The sequence below is a fragment of the Subtercola endophyticus genome, from assembly GCF_021044565.1.
Classification (GTDB): domain Bacteria; phylum Actinomycetota; class Actinomycetes; order Actinomycetales; family Microbacteriaceae; genus Subtercola; species Subtercola endophyticus.
This window is the reverse complement of the sequence record NZ_CP087997.1, coordinates 3,531,222-3,548,880: the sequence shown is the minus strand read 5'-3', so window position 1 is coordinate 3,548,880 and position 17,659 is coordinate 3,531,222. Positions and strand designations below refer to the sequence as shown.

General features: G+C 66.0%; 11 protein-coding genes. 3 read left to right on the top strand and 8 right to left on the bottom strand.

All coding sequences use genetic code 11. The annotated features are described in order from the left end of the window. Window positions 1-43 precede the first annotated feature (43 nt). The 8 genes from LQ955_RS16480 to LQ955_RS16445 all read right to left on the bottom strand — a co-directional run bounded on the left by LQ955_RS16480 (window position 44) and on the right by LQ955_RS16445 (window position 12,071). A complete protein-coding gene (locus LQ955_RS16480; RefSeq protein WP_231025569.1) occupies window positions 44-889 on the bottom strand; it encodes a transglutaminase family protein in 846 nt (281 codons plus the stop codon). Continuing rightward, entirely contained in the window at window positions 886-1,818 is a 933-nt protein-coding gene (locus LQ955_RS16475; protein ID WP_231025568.1) for an alpha-E domain-containing protein, read from the bottom strand. Before LQ955_RS16475 ends, LQ955_RS16480 begins: the two co-directional genes overlap by 4 nt. Further along, window positions 1,812-3,632, bottom strand: coding sequence for a circularly permuted type 2 ATP-grasp protein (locus LQ955_RS16470; RefSeq protein WP_231025567.1), 1,821 nt, complete (start codon window positions 3,630-3,632; stop codon window positions 1,812-1,814). Before LQ955_RS16470 ends, LQ955_RS16475 begins: the two co-directional genes overlap by 7 nt. Window positions 3,633-3,679: 47 nt before the next feature. Further along, window positions 3,680-4,741 carry a LacI family DNA-binding transcriptional regulator gene (locus LQ955_RS16465; RefSeq protein ID WP_231025566.1) on the bottom strand — a complete coding sequence of 354 codons (1,062 nt, stop codon included), beginning with the start codon at window positions 4,739-4,741 and terminating at the stop codon, window positions 3,680-3,682. A gap of 82 nt (window positions 4,742-4,823) precedes the next feature. Then, entirely contained in the window at window positions 4,824-8,873 is a 4,050-nt protein-coding gene (locus LQ955_RS16460) for a hypothetical protein (protein WP_231025565.1), read from the bottom strand. Between the two features lie 122 nt (window positions 8,874-8,995). Then, on the bottom strand, window positions 8,996-10,273 hold the full coding sequence (locus LQ955_RS16455) for an ABC transporter substrate-binding protein (RefSeq protein WP_231025564.1): 1,278 nt from the start codon (window positions 10,271-10,273) through the stop codon (window positions 8,996-8,998). A 65-nt stretch (window positions 10,274-10,338) separates the two neighbouring features. Continuing rightward, the gene (locus tag LQ955_RS16450; protein ID WP_231025563.1) at window positions 10,339-11,160 is read right to left on the bottom strand and encodes a carbohydrate ABC transporter permease; all 822 of its coding nucleotides are present in this window, start codon (window positions 11,158-11,160) and stop codon (window positions 10,339-10,341) included. After that, the gene (locus tag LQ955_RS16445) at window positions 11,160-12,071 is read right to left on the bottom strand and encodes a carbohydrate ABC transporter permease (protein ID WP_231025562.1); all 912 of its coding nucleotides are present in this window, start codon (window positions 12,069-12,071) and stop codon (window positions 11,160-11,162) included. The genes LQ955_RS16450 and LQ955_RS16445 overlap by 1 nt, the downstream gene beginning before the upstream one ends. A gap of 300 nt (window positions 12,072-12,371) precedes the next feature. Between LQ955_RS16445 and LQ955_RS16440 the strand changes: the two genes are divergently transcribed. The 3 genes from LQ955_RS16440 to rhaI are packed head-to-tail and all read left to right on the top strand — an operon-like array spanning window position 12,372 to window position 17,657. Next, window positions 12,372-14,996 carry an alpha-L-rhamnosidase gene (locus LQ955_RS16440; protein ID WP_231025561.1) on the top strand — a complete coding sequence of 875 codons (2,625 nt, stop codon included), beginning with the start codon at window positions 12,372-12,374 and terminating at the stop codon, window positions 14,994-14,996. Window positions 14,997-15,024: 28 nt separating this feature from the next. Further along, window positions 15,025-16,491, top strand: coding sequence for an L-fucose/L-arabinose isomerase family protein (locus LQ955_RS16435; protein ID WP_231025560.1), 1,467 nt, complete (start codon window positions 15,025-15,027; stop codon window positions 16,489-16,491). Beyond that, window positions 16,488-17,657: an L-rhamnose isomerase gene (gene rhaI / locus LQ955_RS16430; protein WP_231025559.1), complete on the top strand. Its 1,170-nt coding sequence runs from the start codon at window positions 16,488-16,490 to the stop codon at window positions 17,655-17,657. Before LQ955_RS16435 ends, rhaI begins: the two co-directional genes overlap by 4 nt. The last annotated feature ends 2 nt before the right edge of the window (window positions 17,658-17,659 follow it).

Genomic DNA, 17,659 nt, shown 5'->3' with positions numbered 1-17,659 from the left:
AGCGCTTCACCTGTCACCGCGCGTCTCGATCTGTGCTACGAGATCACGCCTCGCGCGTGATCTCCACCTTCACGAACAACCGCGACCCGAACGGCCCCGCGTACACCCCGCGCAACGGCGCGACATCGTTGTAGTCGCGCCCCCGCCCGACGGTGACGTGCCGGTCGCCGATGTCGATCTGGTTCGTGGGGTCGAAGCCCCGCCATTCACCGCAGAACCACTCCACCCAGGCGTGCGATTCGCCCGTGACCGTCTCGCCGATGGGCGCCGAGGGCTTCGGATGCAGGTACCCCGACACATACCGCGCCGGAATGCCGACCGACCGCAGCGCGCCGAGGGCGATGTGCGTGATGTCTTGGCAGACGCCGCGCTTCTCGACCCAGGCCTCGCGAGCGTTGGTGTGCACACCCGTGACGCCGGTCATGTACTCGACCTGGCGCCCGATCTCGGTGCAGATCTCGAGCGCGGCCTCGCACGGGTTGTTGAATCCGTTCGCGATCTCCGAAGCGAGCGCGGCGACCTCGGCTGGCGGGTCGGTCAGCTTCGTCTGCTTGATCTGCTCGACGGTCGAGGTGACCTTCGCAGAGTCGACGGCCAGGTCGTCCCACGACAGCTGGTGCGACGGATGCTCGCGGGGCCGCACCTCGATCAGCGAGTTGGCCGTGAGCGACAATTCTGCGTGCGGAGTCAGCACCTCGAAAGACGACACCCGGGTGCCCCAGTAGTCGAGGTACGAGTGGTTCGACGACAGCGGCGTGATGTCGAGGTTCGAGAACAGCACGAACTGGCCCTCGCTCGAGACCGGCAGCATGCGCGCCTCGTTGTACGACGCGGCGACCTCGCCCTCGTAGCGGTACCCGGTGACGTGCTTGATGCGCAGGCGGGTCATACGTGCTCACCCACCCAGCTCGGAGCGGTGTTGGTGGGAAAGTAGCGCTGGCGAATGGCCTCGGAGGCCTCGCTGGTCGCCTCCTGCACGAGATCCATCTGGTGCGGCAGGTCGTGCAGTATGTCCATGATCGGTCGGTACTCCAGTTGGCTGCGGATCTGGCCGAGCAGGCGCTGCGCCTGATCCGTCACCGCGAGCCGGGTGTTGCGGGGTTCGATGTCGCGAAGACTCTGTTCGGCGCGGGTCACCGAGAACAGAATCGAGCGGGGAAAGAGCCTGTCGAGAAGAAGGAACTCGGCGGCGTTACGGGCGCTGGGCACGCCGCGGTAGGTGCGCAGGTACGACTCGTAGGCCCCGCAGGAGCGAAGAATCGTGGTCCACGAGGGCCCGCTCGCCTCGGTGAGGCTGCGGGTTGCGAGCAGCCGGGCCGTCATGTCGGCGCGCTCGAGCGAGCGCCCGAGAGTGAAGAAGTGCCAGGCCTCGTCGCGCGAAGCAGCCGACTCCTGAATGCCCACGGCGAGCGCCGAACGCTCGCGCACCCACGCGAAGAACTCGTGCGTCTTCTCCACGGCGATCTTGCGCGGCATACGGGCGCGAGTGGTGTTGAGGCACTCCCACAGCTCGGTCGACACGATCTCACGAGCCCGGCGGGCGTTCTCGCGGGCGGCGCCGAGCGAGTACGCGATCGACGCCGGCTGGGTGCGGTCGACGGCCAGAATAGCGAGCACATCTGCGCGGGTCAGTTCATGATCATCCGGGGGGATGTCGCTGCCCATCACCGCGAGCAGCGAGCGGCAGGCCAGGTTCTCTTCGATCCACGGGTCTTCGAGCAGCAATTGCAGGTGCACGTCGAGAATGCGGGCGGTGCCGTCGCTGCGCTCGATGTAGCGCCCGATCCAGAACAGCGACTCCGCGATGCGGCTCAGCATGCGCCCGCCTCGCCTTCGGTGTTGCCGAGCGCGACCTTTGCGGACGAGCGCGACGGGCGGGGCGGTCGCTCTCGTCCGAAAGCGTCGCTCTCGCCGCCTAGGGCGCGCGGGAGGGGGAGGGGGAGGGGGAGAGGGAGGGGGAGACCGAGCGCGAGGGGGCTGCGCTGCTGTTGCTGCTGCTCTTGCTGGTCTTGGTGCGAGCGCGGCTTGTCGTAGGGGGACTGGTCGGGCACGTGCTTGACCATCGGGATGGCCTGGGTGTTGGCGGCCTGGTCGGCAACGAGCCCCTGAATGTTCTGGGCGATCACCGCGGTGCCGTCGACCGGCGAGAAGCCGCCGGCGAACCCCACGACCCAGGTGTCTTTCGACCCGCCGCCCTGCGACGAGTTCACCACGAGCTCACCCTCGGGCAGCGCCACGCGGGTGAGACCGCCGGGCAGCACCCAGACGTCTTTGCCGTCGTTCACCGCGAACGGGCGCAGGTCGGCGTGGCGCGGCCGCATGCCGTCTTCGACCAGTGTCGGAATGGTCGACAACTGGATGACCGGCTGCGCTATCCACCCCCGCGGGTCTTTGATCAGCCGCTTGCGCAGCGCTTCGAGCTCTTTCGGCGAGGCGGCCGGGCCCACCACGAGCCCCTTACCGCCGGATCCGTCGACCGGCTTCACCACGAGCTCGTCGAGCCGGTCGAGCACCTCTTCGAGCGCTCCCGGGTCTTCGAGCCGCCAGGTGTCGACGTTGGCGATCAGGGGTTCTTCTGACAGGTAATACCTGATCAGGTCGGGTAGGTAGGTGTAGACGAGCTTGTCGTCTGCGACTCCGTTGCCGACCGCGTTGGCGATGGTGACGTTGCCGAGTCGGGCGGCGAGCAGGATGCCCGGCGAGCCCAGCATCGAATCGGCCCTGAACTGCAATGGGTCGAGAAACTCGTCGTCGACGCGGCGGTAGATCACGTCGACGCGTGTGGGACCTGCCGTCGTGCGCATCCACACCCGGCCGCCACTGCAGAACAGGTCGCGGCCCTCGACGAGCTCGATGCCCATCAGCCGGGCGAGCAGCGTGTGCTCGAAGTAGGCCGAGTTGTAGACGCCCGGAGTCAGCACCACCACGTTGGGGTCTTCGACGCCCTCGGGAGCTGCCGCGCGCAACGCCTGAAGCAGCTTGTTGGGGTAGTCGCCCACGGGCCGCACCCGCATCGACACGAAGAGTTCGGGCAGCGTCTGCGCCATCACGCGGCGGTTAGAGATGACGTAACTCACGCCCGAGGGCACGCGCACATTGTCTTCGAGTACGCGCCAGCCGCCCTTCTCGTCGCGAATGAGGTCGATGCCCGACACCTGGATGCGCACGCCGTTCGCCGAGACGATGCCCGCGGCCTCACGGTGAAAGTGACTGGATGAACTGACCAGCCCCGCGGGAATGACCCCGTCACGGATGGCGTTCTGCGCACCGTAGATGTCGGCGAGAAAGGCCTCGAGCGCCAGCACGCGCTGCTTGATGCCCTTCTCGACGTCGACCCATTCCTTCTGTTCGATGACCCGCGGAACGGCGTCGAGTGGAAAGGGCCGTTCCTCTCCGGCGAAGTCGAAGGTCACGCCCTGCGCAAGGTATGAGCTGGCGAGCGCGTCGGTGCGCCCACGCAGTTCTTCTTGCGTCATTCGTGCCAGAGCGTTGTAGATGTCTTTATACGCCGCGCGCGCTTCGACCGGAGACGACGAGTCGGGCTCCGGGAACATTTCGTCGTACGCGCTCGCCCCCTTGATCGGCTTTCGGGGCAAGAGAGTGGCGCCATAGCCGGCGAACAGGTCAACCATGGTGCGAGCCTAGCGGGGACGTGTTGCCGGTGTGTTTCTGACGCGTCTCACGAAACAGCGGCGCCGACCGTCGCCTGCTCGGTGGCAGAGACGGCGCCTGTCGACTGGCGCACGACGAGTTCGGGCGAGAAGAGAATCTGCTGCGGTTCGTGGGTTTCACGGGCATCCGCTTCTTCTGACTCGGCGAGCAAGAGGTCGACGGCCGTGCGCCCGAGCATGCCGCTGGGCTGGCGGATCGACGTGAGCGGCACCACGGTCGCCGAAGCGAAGGCGATGTCGTCGTAACCGATGAGGGCGATGTCGTCGGGCACCTTGAGACGGTGCAACATGGTAAGACCCTGCAGGATGCCGGTCGCGAGCAGGTCGTTGGCGGCGAAGATGCCGTCCGGGCGGTCGGCCGGTGCCCGGTTCGAGATGAGCTCGCCGATGCGTCGCCCCTCGAGCACGGTCAGTCGCTGGGTGCCGAGAACTTCGAGCGTGGCGCCGTTGGTGCCGCCGATGGCGCGGCCGGCGCCCTCGAGACGATCGGAGACCTGGCGGATGCGCGTGGGGCCGCCCACGAACGCGATGTGCCGGCGCCCGATGGCCAGAAGGTGGGCGACCGCCAGCTCTCCCCCGGCGACGTCGTCGACCGATACCGACGAGAACGACGAGTCGGAGATGGCCCGGTCGACCAGCACGCTCGGAATGTTGCGCGAGCGCAGCCGCTTCAACTGCGGCCAGATCTCGGCCACCGGCGAAATGAGCATGCCGCGCACGCGCTGCTCTTCGAATAGCTCGAGGTGGGCCGTCTCCCGCGTCGCGTTGCCGTGACTGTTGGCCAGCAACAGCGCGAAGCCGGCTTCGGATGCCCGGTCTTCAGCCCCTTCGGCCAGGTCGGTGAAGAAGGGGTTGCCGATGTCGAGCACCACGAGCCCGATGCTGCGACTGCGGCCCGCCCGCAGCTGCCGGGCAGCGTCGTTGCGTACGAATCCGAGCTTGTCGATCGCGTCTTGAACACGCGACAACGTGTCTGGTGAAACGCGGGAGGGCCGGTTGAGCGCGTTCGACACCGTACCGAGCGAAACGCCCGCCAACGCGGCGACATCGCGCACATTCACTGCGGCCATCTGCCGGCCCTCCTCACTCTGGCTGTAGTGTTACACGTTTCATTTGTTGCTGGATACTGCTTATGCCGACTTCGTCGAGGTGCTACGAGCCCGCCGTAACCGCCACCCCATGCGTCTGCAACACCACGGGCCCGAACAGACCGTGTACGGTCTGACCCGCCATCACAGCCGACGTGGGGGAAGCGTACTGCATGTAGGGCGCAAGCGTGCCGCGAACCGTCACGGTCACGTCATGCGTCGCCTCTGCGCTGAGCGCGTCGGTGAGGTCGACCGTGAAGGGCGCCGCGAACAGCGTCTGCACGAGCTCACCGTCGACCGAGACACTCGCCGTGCCCCGCACGATTCCGAGATCGAGAACGGCGCGGGCGTCTGCGGCCCCCGGCTTCCAGTCGACCGTGCGGCGATAGTGCACCGCACCGCCCAGCGAGCCGAGGCCGAGTTCGTGCCAGGGCACCAGGTCGGCCGTTGCCTCAGCGGTCTCGACCGTGAGCGCGGCGTCGAGCAGAGCCCCGCCCCGGCGGCCGTCGGCGGGCGCGAAGACGAGCGTCAGTTCGGTGCCGGGTTCGGCCGGGGCGCTGAAGACGAGCGTGTTGCCCGAACGCTCGACCGAGCTCGCTGTCGAGGCCGCAACCGAAGTCGCCGCCACCTCGAAGGGAACCACGGTGGGCACGGTGACCCGGGTGGCGCCCACCGGCACGTCGAACGTCAGGCGTTCTGTGCGCCCGGCTGCCGCCCGGGCATCCGGAACCAACGGCACGACCGTGCTACTCGCCGCCTCGGTCTCAAGCCACGTCGCGGCCTGCAAGGGATGCGGGCGCGGCACGATGCAGCCGTAGCGCGGGTCTTCGTACTGGGCGAGCCGCAGCCCGAACGGCGCCGGCAGACCCTCGCGAGTCATCGCCCAGTCGAGCGTGGTGGCCAGCCCCAGACCGGCGTCGGCAGCGGGAACCGAATCGACCCGAATGGCGACCGGCCGCCCCACGTCGACGCAGTTCACGACGATGGAATTGAGCCCGCCGCGCAGAACGGTTGCGAGGTCGTACGGGTGAACCCGGGTGAATCGCTTGACGCTGTACGGGTCGAAATCACCTTGACGGCCTACCTCGACGCCGTTGACCAGGATGATCGTGGGGGCCTCGCTCGACACCTGGATGCGTGTGTCGAGCCCGCCCTCGGCGAGCGCCTGCGCGTCGACCTCGAAGGTCGTCTCGAAGCTGACGCCGGTCGAGCGTGAGAACGGGTCGGTCGCCACGATCCACTCGGGGCGCTGGTACGCCTCGGTGTCTGACGTGAGCGCAAAAGACAGGCGCACGGTTCCGTCGACCACCGAGGTGAGCTCGATCTCGAGTTCGAGGCTGTCGTTCGGCGAAACAGGGGTGTGGCTGAGGTAGCCCGCGCCGACCACCGGCGCCTCGAGACCGTCGAGCAGCACCCGGCGCACGGCGTTGCTGCCGACCACCAGAGTGAGCGCCGGGCCTTCGGGCACCGCGATGGTAGTGCGCAGCCGGTAGACCTCGCCGGCCGTGGTGTCGGGAAAGCTCACGAACTCTTCGGGCACGTAGCCGTTCGGACCGAGGCTCTCGTCGTGAATCACGTCGTTCTGAATGCCGCGGGAGAGCGACCAGACGGCCGGCTTCCACTCGGGCGCGGCACCGGCAGCACCGGCAGCGCCCGCGGCGTCGATCGGGCCGGCAACATCGGCGAACGGCCCGAACGTGGCCGTCACCTTCTGCCCGCTCACCGCACCGGGCTCGTCGGTCTCGTGAATGAACTCCCACACCTGCACGGGAATCACCCCGGTCTCAGCGACCGGACCCACGTCGCCCCACTGGTTGTCGAGCGTCGATTCGGCCTGTACGCGCCACGCTCCATCGAGCGCCAGCGTGTCGAGAACGTCGCCGGTGCGCTTGCCCGTCGGCTCGGGCAGCTCTGGCGCGATCACCAGAAACTCGACCGAACCGCTGCTGAACTCGCTGGTGACAGTGATCTCGCCGGCCGAGCGGGTAAACGGCACCGCATAGCGCTTGCCGGTGCGCGCATCCCACTGCTGCACGGTGAGGTCGCCCGCACCGAGACCGGAGACCGTTGCAGTGAACGTTCGGCCTGTGGGCGGCACGAAGGTGTAGCCCTTTGTGCTCAGGTCGTGCCAGTAGACCTTCCAGTTGAAGCTGCCGCCGCCTTCGATCCACGCCGAATCTTCGAAGCCGGGCAGCAAGGGCTGCACCGTTCCGGTCTCTTCGTCGTGGGCGATGAGGGCGATGAGGTGGGCGTCGCCCACCGAGCGCAGCATCGTGGGAGCGTCGGCACGCACGGTGACCACCGAGTCGGCGAGCGCACCCGCGACCTCGGCGGTGTCGGCGACAACCGCTATCGAACCAGCCGAAAGGGCCGCGGCGAATCCCAGTGTGACGGCAGCGGTCGAAGCCGCGTCGCCGTTCGTGAACACGCTCGGCGTCTCGCCGCTGGCCACGATGACGCCGCCCGCCGCAGCGAAGTCGAGCAGTACTCGGGCGGTCGCGACCGACAGCACCCGAACATCCGGCAGCACGACGTTTCTGAATCGGCCCGAACCGATGAGAAGCTCGGCACCACCGGCCGCGTCGGCTTCGATGGCCGCGTGTGCAACGGTGTCGCTGCCCAGAATGTCGTAGTCGACGCCGGCGCTCTCGAGAAGTCCGCGTCGCTCGGCGAACCACGAGGTGGCGCCGTTCAACTGGTGGTAGTGCGCCGTCGACCGGGCCTCGCCGAGGTCACGACCATCCACCGTCACATCGAATTGCGCGCTTTCGGTCGGGTAGAACAGCACAGTGGATGCCCGGTGCTGCCCCATGGTGAGGGTCGACGACACGCGGGCGATCGCCAGCGCGAACTCCCCGTAGGCCGGCCAGTACGGCTGCCGCCAGCACGTCGACGGCGGAGCCCACTCGAACCAGCCCGACCGCGTGGAGTAGTACACCGCATGCGGGTCGTAGAGGTTGGCGCCGCGGCGAAAGTAGGGGCTCAGCCAGTCATAGGTCTCTTCGAGGGTTCCGCCCCAGCCTGAGGAGTGGAACGACTCGATCCAGACGCGCTCGTGACCGTTGGCGTGCGCCATCGAGCTGTGGATCTTGGAATCGCCCCAGTGGTCGCTGCCGGGAATGCCGTACTGCGAGTGCGTGGCGAGATAGTCGCCGTAGAGCCGGGTGGCACCGGCGGGGTCGCCTTCGCGCGCCGGGGTCTGCTGGTCGAAGCCGCACTCGAGCCCGGCGCCTTTCAGCCATTCGGCGAGTGGGGTGAAGAACGCCTCTTCGCCGAGGCGCGCGCGGGTGCGGTGGTAGTCCACACGAACGGTTCCTGCGTCGCGCGTGGCGCCCTCGAAGAGCGGGTCGCCCCAGAGGGCAGGAAGAAGTTCGAGCACCGAGTAGGCGTTCGCCGCCTCGAACTCGGCGGCGAAGGTGGATGACCAGCTGGGCATATCCGGCAGCTCGTCTTGGAACACCCCGCCGATGGCCGTGCCGAACCACTGGCCGACGTGGCGCGAGTAGGCGCCGAACACGGCGTCGATGAGCGCGGCCGAGGCCTTGCGTGAGAAGTAGTCGAAGCCGCGGGTCGCGACGAAGGCGACCACGAGCTCTCCGCCGTCGGCGGCATACGTGGCACCGTTTCCGCGCAACGTGACCGGCGTCGAGGTCGCCGAGCCGGGCGCGATGTACCAGGCGCCGAGCGCGACAGACCCCTCAGGGGCGGCGAGACTCACGTCACCCGACACGTCGATGCGAACCTGACCGAGAGCCTGGCCCGCGAGGGTCGGATCTGCGGCCACCAGGTGGCCCTGAATGTTCGCGCCCGAGAAGCCGATCTGGTCGTAAAGCCAGATCTGAAAACCGAGCTCGTCGGCGTCGACGCAGGCCCGCTCGAAGATGGTCCACCACTCGTCAGACATGAAGGCGGGGTCGTCGGCCAGGGCGCCGTAGAGCGGACCCGTCGGGGCCAGGTTCATCACCACGGCCTGGCGAACGTTCTGATCGACGAGCTGTTGCATCTGCCAGCGCAACCGAGTGGAGTCGAGTTTCTCGCCGCTCCACCACCACAGGGGTACGGGGCCGTAAGACAGGTCTGGGTTTTCGAAGCGACGAACGAGGTCTTCAGACATGGGTGAAACAGTGCTTCTTTCTGCCGATGGGGTGTGTCTGGGTATGAAAAGAGGGGTTGTGCCTGGGTATGAAAAAGGAGGGCCCAGCTCGAACCTCGAGCCAGGCCCTCCCGGGTGGAGACTTAGCCTTCGCCCTCGGCGTAGGCGGCATCCATCTGCTTGAGCGCGTCTTCAGAGCTCAACGTTCCGGCCAGCAGCTGCTGCAGAACCTCGAAGTGAACCTGCTGCACCTTCGAGTTCGGCCAGAGCTGATCCATGAACGGGTCGGTCTTGCCGTCGGTCTGGTACTTGATGAACGTAGCCAGCAGCGGGTCGGCCTTGAAGGTCGTGCTCGGAATGGCGGGGATACCGGCGACAGCCGTTGCATACACCGTCGAACCCTCGTCAGACGCGAGCCAGTCGACGAACTTGATCGCGGCGTCTTTGTTCTTCGAAGCAGCGTTCACCGCGTAGGAGGCACCCACGGCACCGGCCATCCGCGTTGAAGTCGCGTCATCGTTGGCAGGCATCGGCAGGTAGGAGAACTGCGTTCCGCTCGCGGCGTCTTGCTGCATAGCGGCGATCGACGAGTTGACCTGCACCGAGCCGAAGGCATCACCAGTGGCGACGAGCTTCAGCGCGTCTTCATACGACGTACCGAGGTCACCGTCTTGGAAGCAGCCAGCGTCTTGCATCTGCTTGTACTTGTCGAAGGCGGTCTTCCACTCGCTGTCGGCGAACGTGGCCTTGCCGGCCGACATCTGAGCTGCGAAGTCGGGGTTCGGGCCGTACACCAGGGTCGGGGTCAGCGCATAAGGAATCAGCTGCGTGTTCCACGGGGTACCCGCGGCCAGCGCGAAGGCCGACTTACCCATCGACTTCGCCGAGCCGCAGAACGCCAACAGCTCGGTCCAGGTGGTGGGTGCCTTCAGACCCGCGGCATCCATCGCCGTCTGGTTGTAGGCGGCGCCGATGCCTGAGAACGTGATCGGTGCGACGTAGGTCTTGCCGTCGATCGAGGTGACCGGCGCGATTCCCGAGGGGATCTTCGAGGCGAAGGGCTCGTTCGACAGGTCGACGATGAGGCCGGCCTTCTGAACGACGGTCATCGCCATCGGGTTGCCGTCGCCGGCCCACGTGTAGATCACGTCGGGTGCGGTGCCGCTCGAGAGCTGCGTGCGGGTAGTGGTCTGGTAGTTGTCGACGTCAGAGATGGTGTAGTTGATCGTCACACCGGGGTTCGCCTTTTCGTACGCCGCCTTGACGAGGTCGGCCGCGGGCTTTTCACTCGTCAGAAGTGCCCAGGTGACGGTGCTGGAGCCACCGGAGCCCGAGGAACTGCCGGTGTCGTTCGAACAGGCCGCCAGACCAGCGACGAGCAGAGTGCTCGCCGCTAGGGCGCCTACTACTTTGTAGCGCATGTGATTGTCTCCTTTGTGGTGGGGGTGCCCGAACAAAAAGCCCGAGCCGTTCTCGCCGTGCGGGTTTAGCCTTTGAGGCCGCTGGCGAAGCCTTGAATGACCGTCTTCTGCAGCAGGAAGTACACAAGCAGAATCGGGAAGATGCTGATGATGAGGCCGGCGAACACGAGGTTCCACTGCGACACGTACTGGCCGACGAACGCGTAGATCGCCACGGGAACCGTCTGCTGCCCGCTACCGCTGAGATACAGCAGCGGCGTTAAGAAGTCGTTCCAGATCGTGATCACGTTCAAGATGGCCACGGTGCCGGTGATCGGCCGCAGCAGCGGAAAGAGAATGCGCCAGAACGTCGTGAGCAGGCCGGCACCGTCGATGGCGGCCGCCTCTTCGTACTCGATCGGCAGTGCCCGCAAGAAGCTGGTGTACAAGAAGATCGAGAACGGCATCTGCAGACCGGCGTAGAAGAGCACGAGTGCCCAGACCGTGCCGAGCAGGTGCAGGTCGCGCATGGTCTGGTAGAGCGGAATGAGCGCGAGCTGAAACGGCAGCAGCAGGCCGATCAGAAATCCGAAGAACGCCAGCTTCGACCAGGTACGAGTGATGCGAGCCAGGGGGTAGGCCGCGAGCGACGAGAACACGATGAGAACCACGACGCTGCAGATGGTGACGATGGCGCTGTTGCCGAGAGCATTGCCGAGGTGACCCTGATTCCACGCGTCGGCGAAGTTCTGCAGGGTGAACTTCGCCGGCAGGGCGAGGGAGCCCGTCGGGTCGTTCGGCTCCTTGAGCGAGGTGACGATGAGCACGTACAGCGGAATGAAGAAGATGATCGCCGTGAGAATCATCACGGCTTCGAGGATGCCCGTTTTCCAGGTATAGCGCTGCATTACTTACTCCCACGATTCTGGCGGCCGAGAATGACGAACTGCCCGCCGGAGATGATGCCCACCAGAATGGCCAGAACCACAGCGATCGCGATGCCGTAGGCGAAGTCGCCGAACTGGAAGGCGTTCTTGTAGAGGAAGGTCGACATGGTCTCCGTGGATCCACCCGGCCCGCCTCCTGTCATGACCCAGACTTGGTCGAAGATCTTCAGACCGCCGATGATCGACAGCATGAGGTTGATGGTGAGCGACGGAGCGAGCTCTGGCCGAATGATGCTCCAGAAGCGGCGGATGGGGCCGGCGCCGTCGACCATCGAGGCTTCGATGACCTCCTGCGGAATGCCCTGCAAGTTGGCGAGAAAGATGACCATCGAGTACCCGGCGAACTGCCAGATGATGACCACGCAGATGGCCCAGATCGCGGTGCTCTGATTGCCGAGCCAGGTAACCGGCGGAATGCCGAAGAAGCCGAAGAATTCGTTGACCGCGCCCTTTTGGCCGAGCAGGTTCTGCCAGAGGTAACCGGTCGCCACCGGGGTGATCACGGCGGGGGCGAAGAAGACCACGCGCAGTACGTTGCGCGACTTGATCTTCGAGTTGACACCGAGTGCGAGAAGCAGGCCGACGAGGTTCTGCACGATGGTGATCGTGAAGGCGATGATCAGTGTGTGCCACACCGACGCGAGTGCCTTGGGGTCGTGAAAGAGCTTCACATAATTGTCGAAGCCGATGAAGTTCTTAACCGGGTCGAGCCCGTTCCAATCGGTGAACGACAGGGCCGCGCCCTGAATGCTCGGGTAGAGAACGATGAAGATGTAGATCGCTGCAGCAGGTACCAAGAACAGCCAGAGGCCGCGCCTGTGATTCAGATCGATGCCGCCTTTGCGCCGCCGTACGGGTCGGTCTAACGCCATTACGACCTCCTCGTCGTTTGTAAATCGTCTGTGATTCGTTTCAGTTTTGAACTCTGCACAACTTACGCAGGGGATGCTCGAATAGTCAAGTCCGAGCCAGAGATTGCACCTCAATCGAGACTTTGGAAATCGACATGCCCGTGTTTACGGGGATTATTGCGCCGATTACCGAGTCGAATCAGATAACAAGTCGGCCATCATTTTTCTGTCCGAGCTTTGTGAAACGTTTCGATTGTGATAATTGTTGTCGTGCAGAGTCAAGGTAGACCTGCATTCGACGATGAAGGATCACAACGCACAATGAGCTCTCTTCAGGCCTACGATCTGCGCACTGAGTACCGCGAGACGCCCCTTGGCATCGATACACTCGAGCCCCGCTTCAGCTGGCGTCTGCGCAGCGAAACAGCTGGCGCGAACGCCACGGCGGCCCGCCTCACGGTGTCGAGCGACCAGGGCTCTTCGTGGTCATCCGGTTGGATCTCTCCGACCCAGAACAGTGTCGCCTACGAGGGCGAACTCGCCTCTCGCACCCGGTACACCTGGGTTCTCGAGCTGCGCGACGAACACGGCGACGAGTTAGAAGCCGCGTCGTCGTGGTTCGAGACGGCCCTGCTCAGCCCCACCGATTTCGCCGGCCTCTGGGTCGCCGTCGACAACACCTACGACGCCCCCGAACGCGAGTTCGACCCGCCGCAAGACGACGACATTCCCACGGCGGTGCGCCACGTTCCGCCGGCCGCCCACCTGCGCCGTTCGTTCACGGTCAAGCCCGGCGTCGCCCGCGCCCGGCTCTACGCAACCGCACACGGCATCTACACGGCGCACCTCAACGGCAAGCGCCTCGGCACCGCCGAACTCGCCCCCGGCTGGACCGAGTACACCCAGCGCCTGCAGTACCAGTCCTACGACGTCACGAACGAGTTGCACGAGGGCGACAATGCCCTGGGCATCCTGCTGGCCGACGGCTGGTGGTCGGGCTACGTGGGATTCGACGCACGCCGCCAGGGCAACCACTACGGCGTCTCGCCTGAGGCCTGGGCTCAGCTCGAGATCACCTACGACGACGGCTCGACCTCGACCATCACGTCTGACGACGAGTGGCAGACCGCGAACGGCCGCATCCACTACACCGACCTGCTCATGGGCGAATACGTGGATGCCCGTCGTGACCTCGGCGACTGGACCAGCCCCGGCTACGACACCTCGTCGGGCTGGGCCCCGGCGGCCACCCGCGAGAACGACTTCGCCACCTTCATCGCCGAGGTCGACGCCCCCATCGAGGTCATCGACGAGGTGTCGGCGAAGTCCGTCGTCATCGATGCCCACGGCCGCGCGCTCTACGACTTCGGCCAGAACCTGGTGGGGCGGGTGCGCGTCGACCTCGGCGCTCTCGCTGCCGATCAGTCGATCATCCTGCGCCACGGCGAGGTGCTCGAGAACGACGAGCTCTACACAGCGAATCTGCGCACAGCCCAGCAGCGCGATGTGTACGTGTCGGCCGGTGCCGACGAGAACGTGTTCGAGCCGACATTCACCATGCACGGCTTTCGTTACCTCGAGATCGACGGGCTGAGCAAGCCCGCCGCACTCGACAAGGTCACCGCCCGCGTCCTGTCGAGCGCCACCCCGCCGGCCGGCGAGATCACCACCTCGAGCGCCGACGTCAACCAGCTCATCAGCAACATCCGCTGGGGCCAGCGCGGCAACTTCGCGGGGCTGCCCACCGACTGCCCGCAGCGCGACGAACGCCTCGGCTGGATGGCCGACGCCCAGGTCTTCTTGCCCACCGCCGCCCTCAACGCCGACGTCGCCGCCTTCTTCACCCGCTGGCTCGCGGATGTTCGGGGGGCCCAATCGGCCGAAGGATCGTTCCCCGACGTGGCCCCCGTGGTCTCGCAGTTCTTCTACGACGGCGCACCCGCCTGGGCCGACGCGGGAGTGATCATCCCCTGGCACCTCTACAAGGTGTACGGCGACCGGCGTCTGCTCGAGACCTCGTACGAGTCGATGACCCGCTGGGTCGACTTCGTCGAGAAGCACAACCCGAACCTCATCTGGACCAAGCGCGTGGGCAACCACTACGGCGACTGGCTGCAGATCGACGCGCTCACCCCGCGCCCCCTGATGGCAACGGCGTACTTCGCGCACTCCGCCGAGCTCGTGGCGAAGTCGGCCGCCGCCCTCGGCAAGACCGCCGATGCCGAGCACTACGCCGACCTCACGGCGCGCATCAAGACGGTCTTCAGCGAGACGTTCACCGGTGAAGACGGCCGCCTCGAGGGCGACACCCAGACCGACTACCTGCTTGCTCTCGCGTTCGACCTGGTCGAGGGCGAACAGCGCGAGGCAGCCAAGCATCACCTCGTCGAGGCGATCGAAGCACACGACGGGCTGCTGACCACCGGGTTCGTCGGCGTCTCGCTGCTCTGCCCCGTGCTCAGCGAGATCGGTCGCGACGATCTGGCCTATGCCCTGCTCGAGACCGACCGGTACCCCTCGTGGCTGTACTCGGTTCGCCAGGGTGCAACCACCATCTGGGAGCGCTGGGATGGCTGGACCGAGCACGCCGGCTTCCAGTCGGTGGAGATGAACTCCTTCAACCACTATTCGCTCGGCTCGGTCGGCGAGTGGCTCTACCGCTACGTCGCGGGCATCGACCAGGCGCCCGATTCGGTCGCGTACGAACGGCTCGTCATCGCTCCGCGGGTCGGCGGCTCGCTCACCTCCGCCTCGGCGCACTACGACAGCGTGCGCGGCCGCATCTCGAGCGCCTGGCAGCTCGAGGGTTCTGACTTCACTCTCGACATCGAGGTTCCGCCGGGCGCGGTGGCGACCGTAGTCGTTCCCGGCGGCGAGACCGTCGAGGTGCTCTCGGGCCGTCACCAGTTCACGTCTGTTCTGCGCGCTGCCGAGCTCGTCGGCTGACCCGCGCCCGATTCCACCAGAAAAGCTCATGTCTACTGCAAACCCCCTGCACCCCGCACTAGTGCCGTTCGAGCGCCGCAAGACGCGCATCGGCCTGGTGTCGGGGGGTCTCGGCACCTACTGGCCCCAGTTTCCCGACCTGCTGCCGCAGCTGAAGCTCTCGGCGGCCTACATCACCGACCGGTTCAATGCCCTCGACGCCGAGGTGGTCGACGCGGGTTTCGTCTCGGATGCCCCCGAGAGCCTCGTCGCCGCCGAGAAGCTGCGCGTGGCCGACTGCGACCTCATCGTGATGTTCTTGTCGACCTACCTCACCAGCTCGATGGTGCTGCCGATCGCGCAGCGCTCGAAGACGCCGGTGCTGGTCATCGACCTGCAGCCCACCGAGGCCATGGATCACGCCAACTTCGACACCGGAAAGTGGCTTGCCTACTGCGGCCAGTGCCCGGTGCCCGAGGTCGCCAACGTGTTCCGTCGGGCGGGCATCCCGTTTCGTTCCGTTTCGGGGTACCTGAAGCAAGAGTCGGCCTGGTTGCGCATCGAGCGCTGGGTGCACGCCGCCGGCGTGAAGGCGCGACTCTCGAACGCTCGGCACGGCCTCATGGGCCACCTCTACCCGGGAATGCTGGATGTTTCGACCGACCTCACGACGGTGTCGACCACGTTCGGGTCGCACATCGAGATTCTCGAGTTCGACGACCTGCGCGTGCGGGTCGACGAGGTGACGGATGCCCAGGTCGCCGATCGCATGGCGCTGGCCCGTGAGGTCTTCACCCTTGATGATTCCGTGAACGACGACGACTTCGCGTGGGGAGCCAAGGTGTCTGTCGGGCTCGACCGCCTGGTAGAGGATTTTGACCTCGACTCCCTCGCCTACTACCACCGGGGTCTCGGCGGCGAACTGCACGAACGTCTTGGTGCGGGAATGATTCTGGGGGCATCCTTGCTCACCGCCCGCGGGCTACCGGCCGTCGGCGAGTACGAATTGCGCACCAGCATCGCGATGCTCGCCTCACACGCCCTCGGCGCGGGCGGATCGTTCACCGAGATTCAGGCGCTCAACTTCTTCGACAACGTAGTCGAGATGGGCCACGACGGCCCGGCTCACCTCGCCATCAGCTCTCGCGACCCGCTGCTGCGCGGGCTCGGCGTCTACCACGGCAAGCGCGGCTACGGGGTGAGCGTCGAGTTCGACGTGAACCACGGGCCGGTCACCCTGTTCGGGGTGGGCCAAGACCCGGGCGGCGAGTACGTCTTCGTCGCCTCAGAGGGCACCGTCGTGCCCGGGCCGCTGCTCGCCATCGGAAACACTACGTCGCGTGTCGACTTCGGCTGCGACCCCGGTGAGTGGGTCGACGCCTGGAGCGCCACCGGCACCGACCACCATTGGGCCCTCGCCGTGGGGCACCGCGCAGCAGACTTTCGCGCCGCCGCGAGCCTGCTCGGCATCGAATTTCGTCAAGTCACCGTGAATACAGAAGGAACACCCCTATGAGCACCCTCAGCAGCACCGTACTCAGCCAGCTCGAGCCGCAGGCCATCGAGCTGCCGTCATGGGCGTTCGGCAACTCCGGCACCCGGTTCAAGGTGTTCAGCACGCCCGGAACCCCGCGCACCATTCAGGAGAAGCTGGCCGACGCCGCCCAGGTGCACCGGCTGACGGGGCTCGCCCCGGTGGTCGCGCTGCACATTCCGTGGGACAAGGTCGACGACTACGTCGCCCTGAAGCAGACCGCCGCAGACCTCGGCGTCTCGCTCGGCACGGTGAACTCGAACACGTTCCAAGACGACGCGTACAAGTTCGGCAGCCTGACGCACATCGACCCGGCCATCCGGCAGAAGGCCATCGACCACCACTTCGAGTGCATCGATGTAATGGATGCGACCGGCTCGCGCGACCTCAAGATCTGGCTCGCCGACGGCACGAACTACCCGGGCCAGGGCGACCTGCGTGCCCGGCAAGACCGACTCGCCGAGTCGCTGCAGAAGATCTACGACCGCCTCGGCGACGAACAGCGCCTCGTGCTCGAGTACAAGTTTTTCGAGCCGGCGTTCTACCACACCGACATTCCCGACTGGGGAACCTCCTATGCCCAGGTTTCGGCGCTCGGCGACAAGGCGATGGTCTGCCTCGACACCGGCCACCACGCCCCCGGCACGAACATCGAGTTCATCGTGATGCAGCTGTTGCGCCTCGGCAAGCTCGGCTCGTTCGACTTCAACTCGCGCTTCTACGCCGACGACGACCTCATCGTGGGGGCTTCCGACCCGTTCCAGCTGTTCCGTATTCTGTTCGAGGTCGTGCGCGGTGGCGGCTACGGCCCCGGTTCGCCGGTGGCGTTCATGCTCGACCAGTGCCACAACGTCGAAGACAAGATTCCCGGGCAGATCCGCTCGGTGCTCAACGTGCAAGAGATGACGGCCCGCGCGCTGATCGTCGACACCGAAGCACTCGACGCCGCTCAGAACGCCGAAGACGTCATGCTGGCCAATGGCATCTTGATGGATGCGTTCTACACCGACGTGCGCCCCGACCTCGCCGCCTGGCGCGAGGGCCGCGGCCTGCCGACCGACCCGATGAAGGCGTACGCCGAATCCGGGTACCAGAAAGCCATCGCCGAGAATCGTATCGGCGGCACGCAGTCGAGCTGGGGAGCCTGACC